The organism is Bacteroides sp. (assembly GCA_036351255.1).
Taxonomy (GTDB): domain Bacteria; phylum Bacteroidota; class Bacteroidia; order Bacteroidales; family UBA7960; genus UBA7960.
The window spans coordinates 32,378-44,082 of the sequence record JAZBOS010000077.1 but is presented as its reverse complement, the minus strand read 5'-3'; the positions used below and the strand labels follow the sequence as shown (position 1 = coordinate 44,082).

Below are 11,705 nucleotides of genomic sequence, written 5' to 3'. Positions count from 1 at the left end.
TTTTAGGTTCTGTAGTTTTCATTGATCCGATTTTTACTTGCATAAAATGCCGGGCCTGATGGTTTCAGGATAATTCCTGTAACGATTCCCTGCCACAGGCCCAGACTATAAACTACCGGACCGAAACAGCCGATAAAGGCCGTGCCGGAAGGGTCAGCATCCCAAACGGGACCTGAACCCTATCTCAAATATACTAAATTTTAGCGGAAAACAATTTGGTTACTTCAGATTTAACAGTAGCGAAAGGACGAGTATTTGTTAATGCTCTTTCCTTGATGTTCCTTACTCTGCTTTCAGTCATTTATTTCAGATTTGATTGAAAGGGTCTGGGGAAATCCAAAGCGGGCAGGGTTTGGTGCTCCACCTGAAAAAAATGCGGGTCCCCGATTATTCATCAGAGACCCGAAATCAATTGAAAGACTATTTAAAATTCCTTTTTAAGGCAGTTCTTAGGGCTTACCTCAGGATTACCTTCTCACGGAAAACCCCTTCGTGACTAAAGACCTCCACGAGGTATAAGCCTGCTGGCAAGCCTTCAGTGCTGATCCGCACTGTTTGCCCGGGCTGGGCATCAAGCGCCTGGTCAATCATCTGCCGGCCTGTCAGGTCATAAAGGCGCAGTTGTGCTTTTCCGGAGGCCTGGCCCATCTGCAGCATCAGGTAACCGCTCTGGCTGGGATTGGGAAAAATGCGGAAACCTGGGGTATCCTGATCATCCACAGAAACACTGTAACCCTGGCGCAGGGTAATGATCTCCGAGAAACCACTTCCGCTTATAGAAATACTGGTTTGACGTGGCGTACCCGAGGGATTGGAATCATAATAGAGGTAAATGTTGCGGCTGTAGGAGCCCACGCCAGGGTAAGGATCAACCCAACCCTGGGATGCATTGACACTCCACTGGCTAAGGTTCGACCGAATGGCCACCTTCTGATTGCCGGAATTGTTGCCCACGTCATAGGTGGTCTCCCCGTCAACCATCAGGTAAGACGGTACGTTGACGCTGGCCACGTTGGTAGGAGCCGACACCAGGTCGCCCTCATAAAAGGCCCTCACGTAATAGGTCACTGTGCCGGCTGGGGCTGTCTCATCCAGGTAGGAAAAGATTTCCGGATCAACAACGGTGTCGTGAATCAACCCCTTGCGATACACATGAAACCCAAGCAGTATGGGGTCTCCCTCCCCGGCAGGCGGATCGGGAAGTTCCCAGTTAAGTTCTACGGCATTATCCTCATTTACCAGCGCGATCAGGTTGTTGGGCGGAAACACATCATCGAAGGCAGGCATCAGATCGAAGGAAATGGTTTCCCCGGCTGATGAAATATTAGAAATGTAAATGTCTGCAGGCAGATTGCCTGAGAGAAAAGAAGAGGGGTTGGTATCATCCGAAAATTCTGTCCGTCCGCTTTCCTCGCTGAAATAGGCCTGGAAAATATTGCCGTTGGAGGTGACGCTACCATCGAGACGATAAAGGTAAATTTCATCGGGGGGTCCGCTGGCATTTCCGTTGCCGGCCTCGGGATTGATACGATAAACCAGCAGCCCTTCGCCCGGGATATTGGTTTCGTAATGCCCGCTTCGCTTACGGTACTCCACGATAAAGAATTCGTTATCGGAGTTGATGCTGTTGATACGATAGGCATTGTTTTCCTGCACCAGCAGGGGGTTGAGTGTATAGGTGCCGGGGTCGCTGATGGTGGGAATGTCGCTGATCCATTGCTGTCCGGCATATTTCCATTTCATATAAGCACCCATATGGACAAACCCCGAATGCATCAGATCCCATGGTCCAACCGGGGTAAAGCCATTGTCGCTATAGTGGTAAAGATCGGGGGCGCCCAGGGCATGAAACATTTCGTGACACAAGACATTGACGCTGCTTTGGGTCTGGGGTTGAAAGGTATAATCATACACCCGCTTACCCCTGATGTTAACAACCTGAGACCAAAGCGACCAGCGGTGTGCCCACAGCAGGTCGTTCCATCCGTCCTGCTGGCCCTTAAGGATAAAGGAAACGTTATCTACACGGCCGTCACCATCGCCATCGAGGTTCAGGGTGGTAGGAATCTGTTCCGTCAGGTTCAGCACGGCCGCAACCAGCAATGAATGCTCGCGATAGGTGCGCCCGTTAGGGTTTGAGCCATTTGAGGTAGGAATGTCAGGGTCATAGCCAATGGTGTTGGTTTCGCTGGCAGGCTGATAATACGCACGGGGCTGGGTAGCCTGGTAGGACAGGTTGACCGTCATTTCCGATACGGGAAAATGGTGGCTTTCAATGTCGAGCTGACCATAGGAAACTTCCTGGAAGTAATGCCTGAGGGAGGGCCCTTCAGCCTGGTTGAAATAGTTGTCAAAGGTACTGCGCGGGGTGGTAAACTCTTCTTCATCAGAAAAACGGATATAAATGACCAGGTTCACCATACTGCCAGTGTGGGGCGCCTTGGCAGCCGGATCCACCTGGCTGTAGTAGTCCTCCACTTTCTTGCGGTAAGCATCCGGACTGATGAATAACCTTTTTTGCAAACCCAGGCTGCGCGGATCGTGCTGTCCTACCCTGAGGTCTGAGGCCACGATCTGGTCGTTTACCTTAATGGCATAGTAATAAAAGCCGTCTTTGCCAGAAATAACGGTATAGCCCTGATCATCGTGCAGATAGTTGAAGAACTCGTCGCCACTGGCCAGCAACTCAAGGACAGAGCCATCGGGCTGTACGACCCGCTGAGGAACATTCTCCTGATAGGCTGCAAAGAGCCGGAGAGGCAAAAGAAAAAACAGCAACAAAAGAAGGGCTGCCTGAAAATGCTTTTTACTCATTGTAAGGATGATTGATTTACTGATGTTTAACAAAAATAATGGGTAAATGGTTTAGCAGTGTTTTTTATGTCCTGGTAAATTAGCCGGCCAATTCACATTTATGGTTCCTTAAGAAAGGAAAACCAAGCTTTTGATTAATTTTGCAGCGAAGATAAGAATTTACAGCCTGTTATTCTCAAACAAAATGGAAATTAGAATCGTCAACACCTCTGATAATCCTTTACCGGCCTATGAAACGGCCTTCTCGGCGGGTATGGACCTGCGAGCCTGGCTGAAGGAACCCCTGGTGCTGAAGCCCCTTGCACGTGCCCTGGTGCCTACAGGTTTGTTTATCGAACTGCCGACCGGCCATGAGGCACAGGTGCGTCCACGTAGCGGACTGGCTGCCAAACACGGCATCACGGTGCTTAACACTCCCGGAACCATTGATGCCGATTACAGGGGCGAGATCAAGGTCATTATGGTCAACCTTTCCGGTGAAGATTACACCATCCATCCCGGTGACCGCATTGCCCAAATGATCATTGCGCGCCACGAAAGGGCTGAACTGGTAAGGGTGGAAAAACTCAATGAGACTCTTAGGGGGAGTGGCGGATTCGGGCACACGGGCACCAAATAAATAGTCCCTGACTGCAATCAATGTGGGTGTTCGGCGTTTTATTTCAATAAAACAAGGTCCCCGGCCTGTATACCGGCTTAAACTTACTAATCCAATCTGAATGAAATCATTCCGTTTCCGAAACATAATCCTTTTCGTCATCGTTGGTGTAATTGGGTTTTCTGCCTGTAAAACGGCCAAGGCACCTGTTGAGTCTTCGGGTGCTTATTTGGAGCGGCAGATGATCACGGAAACCGACAAGCTCGAAAGCTCTGCCATTCTGATAGAGGCTACCCGTCAGAAGATTCTGGGCAACTGGCCACAAGCCATTGTGCTTTTTCTGGATGCCATCGAAAAAGACCCTGGCAATGATGCCGCTTATTTTGAACTGGCCAAGGCCCATGCCATGCAGGGAGAATTTGAAGATGCCCTGAAGTTTGCCAAACAGGCAGCAGAGATCGACCCTGATAACCCCTATTACCTTACGGTATTGGCCGATATCTATACCCTTTCAAACCAAGTGGAGGAGTCGCTTGCCATCTACCAGAAACTTACCGATAAATATCCCGAGCGGGTAGATTATCTGATGAGCCTGGCCAATACCTACCTGTATGCCGAACGTCATGATGATGCCATAGCGGTCTATAACCGCATTGAAGAGATTACAGGTTACACCGAGGAGGTATCACTCCAGAAACAAAAGTTGCTTATGGATTTGGGGCGAATGGAGGAAGCCGTTACCGAAGGGGAAAGGCTGGTGGAGCTCTTTCCCGATGAGCCCATGTTTGCCGAGATGCTTAGTGACCTGTATATGCAAACGGGACGGCTGGAGGAAGCTAGGGGCATGTTTGAAGAAATAGTTGCCTCGGACCCGGAAAACCCCATGGGCCACCTGATGATGGCGGACTACTTCCAGGAGAAAGGCGAGCCAGAAAATGCCTTCGAGTCATTGAAAAAGGCTTTCCGCAGCCCCCGTCTTGATACCGAGAACAAGGGCCGTATCATGTATACCTTTTACAACCTCTCGGGAGAAAACCCCGATTACCTGGATCAAGCCCTGGAGTTATGCGAGATCCTCATTGAGCTGCATCCAGAAGAAACTGAGCCATACCTTATTTATGGTGATTTCCTTGCCCGTGAGGAACGCCTGGAAGAAGCCCGCGACAAATTCCTGGAAGGCGCTCTGCGCGACCCTTCCAACCTCAATGTATGGCAGCAAATCATGGTACTCGACAACCAGATGGGCGACTATGAAGCTTTACTTGAACATTCAAACCAAACCCTGGAATACTTTTTTGAACAGCCCCTCCCCTTTTTGTTTAACGGCTTGGCAAATTTGCAGTTGAAAAATTACAAGGATGCTGCCTCATCGCTTGAATATGGCGCCGGCATTGTCCAGAACGATGAAGAATTGAGCATTCAGTTCTATTCCATGCTCGGCGACACGTATTATTACCTAGGGGACTTTGAGCGCAGTGACAGGAGTTATGAGAAAGCGCTGGAGCTGGAACCCAACAACGCCACGGTTCTGAATAATTACGCCTACCATCTCAGCCTTCGCAAGGCCCGCCTTACGGATGCCGAAGCCATGGCTTCTGAGGCCAACCGCCTGCAGCCTGGCACCTCTTCTTATCAGGACACCCTGGGCTGGGTTTTGTATCAGTTGGGGCGCTACCAGGAAGCCGCCGAATGGATAGGCATGGCTGTTCAGGATGCTGAAGAAACCAGTGGCACGGTACTTGAGCATTATGGCGATGTGCTTTTCAGGCTCGGACAAACTGAACAGGCCCTCGAGTACTGGCAAAAAGCCCTGGACGCCGGTGACACCTCGGAGCTGCTTCCAGAGAAAATCAAAGACCTTAAACTCCATGAATAAACGTCTGATTCCAAAGCTCCTGATCCTGGTGCTGCTGCTGGCAGGCATCCATGGCTGCAAGCCGCGGCGCGACATCATCCCTGTTGCTGACGACCTCTTGCGCTCACCCGAAAGGGCTTTAAGAACCCTTCACGCCAACCAGGCTGATTTTGAGTTCTACTCGGCACGCTTTTCGGGAGACGCCCTGTGGGAAGGAAAAAACTACAGCGTTTCCGGAAGCCTCAGAATCCAGAAAGACCAGGCCATCTTTCTTTCGGTGGCTCCTTTCCTGGGTATTGAGTTGGCCAGGGTGCTGATTACCCCCGATACGGTTAAATACATAAACCGCATGCAATCGAATTATTTTATTGGCGATATGCGATTTATCAACAAAATGCTCGGTACCGACCTCGACTTTTATATGCTGCAGGCCATCCTGACAGGAAATGATTTTGAACATTTTTCTGCCGACAACTTCAACGTTACTGACGACAGAAGTATGATCTACCTGCATTCGTCCGGACGCAGGCGGATAAATGAAAGGGACGCACCCCGGATTGAGCATGGCATTTGGATGGAGCCTGTGAATTACAGGGTTCGCAAGTCCATCGTTATTGATCCTGAAACCCAGCGAAGCATTGAGGCAGATTACAACCATTATGAAAATATGGAGGGGCAATGGCTTCCCAACGACTTGGCCATATCGTTTATTGAACCCAAAGGCCAGTCAAAACTTTCCATCCGCCTGAACCGAACGACCCTGAATCAGCCCCAGGAGTTCTCGTTCTCCATTCCCTCCAGGTATACACCCGTAGACTTTTAAAACAGCATATGACGTTACGGTTGAAATACATAATCCCAATCAGGAAGTCCGCAAGCATATTGCTTGCCTTGTGCCTGTTGCTGATACCGGCTATTTCAAAAGGCCAGAACCGGGAAGCCCTGGAACGCGACAAGCAGAACATTGAGCGAGAGATTCGCCTGATCAACGAAATGTTGCAGGAAACAAAAAAAACCGCCGAGGTTAGCATGAACCAACTGGTGATGCTAAACACGCAAATTACCCGGCGTGAAAGCCTTATTCGGGCTATTAACAACGAGATCAGCCAAATCAACCGCCGCATCATCGAACAAAACAATACCATTGAAACCTTAACCCGTGAACTGAAAGAATTGCGCGAGTCGTATGCCAACATGGTGCGTTACGCCTATTTGACCCGCAGTAACTACCAGCGGGTAGCCTTTTTGTTTTCCTCCAGAAACTTCAACCAGGCATACATGCGCCTGCGATACCTGCAGGAATATGCAAAACACCGCCAGCTGCAGGCCGAAAAGATTGTTAAAACCCAGGAAAGCCTGCAGGAGGAAATCGACCGACTGGAAGAACAAAAAAAGGAACAGGAACGCCTGCGTGAAGAGCAACAGAAAACCATGCAGGAACTGAGCCTGGAAAAAAACGAACAGAACCAAACCATCAACCAGCTTCGCCAAAAGGAAAAAGATTTGATGCAGCGCCTGCGTGAACAGGAGCGTGCACGACAGGAGTTGCAACGCAACATTGAACGTATCATTGCCGAGGAACGCCGTCGCTCACAGGAACAGGCAAGGGCGGAAGGTCGTACGGTGACACCCGGAACCTATGCCCTGACCCCTGAAGAGCAGTTGCTTTCGAATAATTTTGCCGGAAACAAGGGCAAATTACCCTGGCCCGTTGAAAGAGGCGTCATCACAAGCACCTTCGGGGAACATCCCCATCCTGTACTCCGGAATATCAAGATCGTGAACAATGGCATCGACATTGCATCAGTTCCCGGAGCCACGGCCAGGGCCATTTTTGAAGGCACGGTTAGCCGGGTAATTACCGTTCCGGGAGCTTTTTATGCCGTGATCATGCGCCATGGGGAATACCTGTCCGTTTATTCCAACCTGAGCCACGTTTCGGTGAAAAGTGGCGATAAGGTGAACATCCGACAGGAGATCGGCACGATAGCTACCGACAGCCGTGAAGGGAAAACCCAGATGCACCTCGAGATCTGGCGCGGTAACGACAAGCTAAACCCTGCCGACTGGATCGCCCGTCAGCGGTAACAGATTATTTTACACATCGGGCAGGGATGCCCGCTTTTTTTATAGATTTGTAAGCAAAAGAAGCAAAAACTTTATCACATGGAAAACTTATTCGTGATTGGCATGCTGGGCACCCAGGAAATATTGCTGATCGTACTGGCAATCGTGCTGATCTTTGGCGGACGCAAGATCCCTGAATTAATGCGCGGACTGGGCAAGGGCATGAAGGAATTTAAGGATGCCCAAAAAGATGAGCCAGAGAAAAACAACAACAAGCCGACTGAATAACCCGAACGGGCTCCCTTGGGATGTTAATCAGGTTCAAACGGGTTAAAACCGCAAGAATCCTGACTGTTTGTTTTTTCATCTTTTGAGCAATTTTTTTTATTATTGCACAGTTTCTTGTATGACCCCCTCCCTTTTTCAGGAGGTGCTCTTTCAAAATTAACCATCATTCCCCAATCAATAAATGACCACAAAATATTTCCTGTTACCTCTGATCTCTCTGTTACTCCCGTTTAGCCTGCAGGCACAGCAAAACGAACCGGAGACTGAAGAACCAGATACGTCTTCGGTTATTGTCATCGCCCCAGATGACCCCATATCTGCCATGCTTGACAGCCTTTCTGCCATCAAGATCTTCCAGAATTTGGAAAACCGGCGCGATACCGGAATGCATCGTCACAATTTCCCGCCGGATTTTATCCCCACTTTTTCCGATTCCATTTACCAGGCGCGGATTAGTCGGATGAACGACAATTCGCCCTTCGAATTCGTTTACAATGCCAGCGTAAAGGCTTATATCGACCTCTATGCCTTGCGCCGTCGTAACCAGACGGAACATATGCTGGGGCTTTCGCAGCTGTATTTTCCCATTTTTGAGGAACAACTCGACCGCTTCAATTTGCCTCTCGAACTCAAGTACCTTGCCGTCATTGAATCGGCATTAAACCCCACCGCCCGCTCGCGTGCAGGCGCCACCGGCCCCTGGCAGTTTATGTATCATACCGGCCGCCTCTATGGACTGCAAGTGAATAACTATGTGGACGAGCGGAGTGATGTGTTGAAGGCCACCATTGCTGCCTGCGAACACTTCCGTGATCTGTATAAAATTTACGAAGACTGGTCGCTGGTGATTGCAGCCTACAATGCAGGCCCCGGCAATGTGAATCGAGCCATCCGCCGCGCCGGCGGGATTAAGGATTTCTGGAAGATAGGCCCTTTTCTGCCGCGCGAAACAAGAAACTATGTGCCGGCATTCATTGCCGTAACCTATGTCATGGAACACGCCGATGAACACAACCTGTATGCCGTGCCCCCGGTTTATTCCTTTCTCGACGTTGACACCATCCACGTGCGCCAGCAATTGAGCCTGCGCACCCTGAGTGAATTGCTCGACATCCCCTTTGAAAACTTGCGTTATCTCAACCCCACATACCGAAAGAACCTGATTCCAAATCAACCCGAAAATCCTTATGTGCTGATTCTTCCGAAGGAGCAGGGCACCCTGTTCCTGGCCAATGAAGAAAGCATATACAACTACCGCTCACCCGAAGAGATCCGCCAGGAAGAACTGGCTGCCCAAATGAAAGAAACCACCTTTCATGTCGTTCGCTCAGGTGAAGTGCTTGGCAGCATTGCGCGACGCTATGGCACCAGCGTAAGGGAAATACAACGCCTCAACAATATGCGGGGCACCCTGATTCGTCCGGGTCAGCGCCTCATCGTACGGGCCCCTGCCGACCGGCCCGTTACCACACCTTCCAGTGCCAATGTTCACGTGGTGAAACGGGGCGAAACCCTTGGCATCATTGCCAGCCGCTACCGCGTGTCGGTCAGCAACCTGATGGAATGGAACAAACTAAACAACAGTAACATTCGGATTGGTCAACAACTTATCGTAAGGCCCCCTGAAGGGAGACGTTCGGCCAGCAACGAAGAAGTCTCCGAAACGGGTTGATGTTATATTCGCAAAATCAAGATTTTGGTATTTTTTTTGCTATTTTTGAAGACCCTCCGCAGGGGTCTTTTGTTTTTTTCACCCTAAACATCCCAATCATGAAGAAACTCCTGTTTTTAACCCTGATCGTACTATTTGCAGCCTGCAGCACCGAACGCCCGCAACAACCCTCAGCTACCGGGAGGGCCGCCGAATTGCTGGTGGTGATGAATAACCGGCAATTTGAAGGACATGCCGGTGAAGCCATTCGGGAAGTTTTTCAGGCACAGGTACCAATGGTCCTTACGGAGGAACACATGTTTGACTTAGTGCAAATACAGGAAGAGAGCTTCGTAAAAATGTTTGAAACACATCGTCACATCTTCATGGCCACCATAAACGATACCATCCCTAAAGCCCGGCTCGAAATTTCAAAAAATGTGTGGTCATACCCACAGGTCGTCATCCGGGTTCAGGCACCCAACGACTCTATCTTCCGAAGGGTTCTTGAAGCCAATGCAAGGACCTTCATCGACCATTATATTGCCGCAGAATACGAGCGTATCGTCAATGCCTTCAACCGCACCCCCAATTATGAAGCAAGAAATGCCGTCCGCGATATGTTCGGTTATGAAATGGCCATTCCCGAGGGATTCTATGTAGCCAAAGAAGGCGAGAACTTCCTTTGGATCCGACGCACCGGTACCCGCGAAGACCTGGATATGGGCCTGCTGATCGCCACCCTGGAATATAAGGACCCTGCCGTTGATTTTGCGCACGAAACCATTCAAATGCGCCGTGACTCGCTGACGTATTTATACATTCCCGGGCAGTTCGAAGGTACCTATATGACCACCTATCCCAAGTTGACGCCGGAATTCAGGGCGGTGAATTTCAACGGTTATTATGCCATGGAGGCCCGCAGCCTCTGGCGCATGGAAAATGACTTTATGGGCGGACCCTTTATCAATTATACCCTGGTCGATGAAGCCAACAACCGCTTGATCATCCTTGATGGTTTTGTGTATGCCCCCGACTTTGAAAAGCGCGACTATCTGCGCCAACTTGAAGCAATGATTTACAGCCTGAAATTCACTGAGAAAGAAGAAAAGGAAGCCCCTGTAGAATCGTAAAACTGCGTCATGCGATTTTATTAATAGGAAAAACCACCTGAACAAAGTGCTATTTGCAGGTGGGTTTTTACGTTTCAGTGACTCCGGAGGGACTCGAACCCCCAACCGACAGAACCGGAATCTGCTATTCTATCCAATTGAACTACGGAGCCCTTTTGCAAATGCAAAGATAAGCAATATTGGTTTATTGCGTTTCAAATTTTGTATGTCCCCGGGGGACGCTTTATAAAATCTCAAAGCAATCCTAAATCCCGGTTTTTCGTTAAGGTTTTTTTGAATGCTTGTTTTGACTTATCTTTACTCATTAAAACAAATCCAGCCATGATCGATTTTACCCAAACGCCTGTCCTTTCAGATGAGGCTATCCAAAGCCAGGTCAACACCATCATGAACAACAACCTGGATCATTATCCTTTAAGAAAAGCTTACGCCTCCATGCTGGGAATGATAGACCTGACCACCCTGGAAGGGGCCGACACCAGCGAGAAGGTGACTCGTCTGTGTGAAAAGGGCCGTTCCTTCGATAGCCTGGGCTATGGTTTGCCTATGGTAGCTGCCATATGCGTCTACCCCACTCTGATCCGGGCAGCACGCAAAGCCCTTGAAGGCTCACGCATCCGGGTGGCGTCGGTGGCTGGCGCTTTCCCCGCCGGGCAATCGCCCCTGCACCTGAAAATTGCTGAGGTGAAATACGCTGTGGAAGAAGGGGCCGATGAGATCGATATGGTCATCTCGCGGGGAAAATTCCTTGAAGGGGAATATACCTTGGTGTTCGATGAGATCGCAGCGATTCGCGAGGCTTGCGGAGATGCTCACCTGAAAGTGATACTGGAAACCGGAGAACTGGTGACCGCCACCAACATACGCCGTGCCAGCGAGATCGCCCTGCAGGCAGGTGCCCACTTTCTGAAGACCTCTACTGGCAAAATGCAACCCGCAGCTACGCCCGAGGCCATGCTGGTAATGCTTGAAGCCATCAGGGACCATTATGATCAGACTGGCAAAATGGTAGGCATTAAACCCGCCGGTGGCATCTCTAATCCCGAAACTGCACTAAAATATTACGCCCTTACCGACCAGATCCTGGGCTCGGAATGGATGAACAAGGACTGGTTCCGGTTTGGTGCCAGCCGGCTTGCAGATTCGCTGGTGGAAGCAGTGAAAAACTTGGATTGAACCAAACAATAAAAAGCGGGCAGGGGTTTTACCAGTCCCTGCCCACTTTTTTCTTTTTAAGTAATCCCAGAATTAGCACTTTCATTTACGCTGTATCAGAGGGTTCTTTTTTCTCTATGCCCC

The 11,705-nt window shown here is 49.8% G+C and carries 9 protein-coding genes and 1 tRNA gene; 8 read left to right on the top strand and 2 right to left on the bottom strand.

Going from position 1 to position 11,705, the window contains the following annotated elements; all coding sequences use genetic code 11:
* Nucleotides 1-456 precede the first annotated feature (456 nt).
* Nucleotides 457-2,814 carry a M6 family metalloprotease domain-containing protein gene (locus V2I46_06985; protein MEE4177238.1) on the bottom strand — a complete coding sequence of 786 codons (2,358 nt, stop codon included), beginning with the start codon at nt 2,812-2,814 and terminating at the stop codon, nt 457-459.
* Between the two features lie 184 nt (nt 2,815-2,998).
* On the opposite strand from V2I46_06985, the gene dut reads away from it, so the two are divergent.
* The 7 genes from dut to V2I46_06950 all read left to right on the top strand — a co-directional run bounded on the left by dut (nt 2,999) and on the right by V2I46_06950 (nt 10,406).
* Complete coding sequence (gene dut / locus V2I46_06980; GenBank protein ID MEE4177237.1) at nt 2,999-3,433, top strand: dUTP diphosphatase; 435 nt, start codon at nt 2,999-3,001, stop codon at nt 3,431-3,433.
* A gap of 100 nt (nt 3,434-3,533) precedes the next feature.
* Complete coding sequence (locus tag V2I46_06975) at nt 3,534-5,288, top strand: tetratricopeptide repeat protein (GenBank protein MEE4177236.1); 1,755 nt, start codon at nt 3,534-3,536, stop codon at nt 5,286-5,288.
* The gene (locus V2I46_06970; protein ID MEE4177235.1) at nt 5,281-6,090 is read left to right on the top strand and encodes a DUF4292 domain-containing protein; all 810 of its coding nucleotides are present in this window, start codon (nt 5,281-5,283) and stop codon (nt 6,088-6,090) included. The genes V2I46_06975 and V2I46_06970 overlap by 8 nt, the downstream gene beginning before the upstream one ends.
* Before the next feature lie 20 nt (nt 6,091-6,110).
* Entirely contained in the window at nt 6,111-7,355 is a 1,245-nt protein-coding gene (locus V2I46_06965) for a peptidoglycan DD-metalloendopeptidase family protein (GenBank protein ID MEE4177234.1), read from the top strand.
* Between the two features lie 102 nt (nt 7,356-7,457).
* On the top strand, nt 7,458-7,622 hold the full coding sequence (locus V2I46_06960; protein MEE4177233.1) for a twin-arginine translocase TatA/TatE family subunit: 165 nt from the start codon (nt 7,458-7,460) through the stop codon (nt 7,620-7,622).
* A gap of 181 nt (nt 7,623-7,803) precedes the next feature.
* Nucleotides 7,804-9,294 carry a LysM peptidoglycan-binding domain-containing protein gene (locus tag V2I46_06955; GenBank protein MEE4177232.1) on the top strand — a complete coding sequence of 497 codons (1,491 nt, stop codon included), beginning with the start codon at nt 7,804-7,806 and terminating at the stop codon, nt 9,292-9,294.
* A 98-nt stretch (nt 9,295-9,392) separates the two neighbouring features.
* Nucleotides 9,393-10,406 (top strand): DUF4837 family protein, encoded by a 1,014-nt coding sequence (locus V2I46_06950; GenBank protein ID MEE4177231.1) that lies wholly within the window; start codon nt 9,393-9,395, stop codon nt 10,404-10,406.
* A 78-nt stretch (nt 10,407-10,484) separates the two neighbouring features.
* Here the strand turns inward: V2I46_06950 and V2I46_06945 are convergent.
* Nucleotides 10,485-10,558 (bottom strand) — tRNA-Arg (locus V2I46_06945).
* A 169-nt stretch (nt 10,559-10,727) separates the two neighbouring features.
* On the opposite strand from V2I46_06945, the gene deoC reads away from it, so the two are divergent.
* Complete coding sequence (deoC, locus tag V2I46_06940; GenBank protein ID MEE4177230.1) at nt 10,728-11,582, top strand: deoxyribose-phosphate aldolase; 855 nt, start codon at nt 10,728-10,730, stop codon at nt 11,580-11,582.
* Nucleotides 11,583-11,705 lie beyond the last annotated feature (123 nt).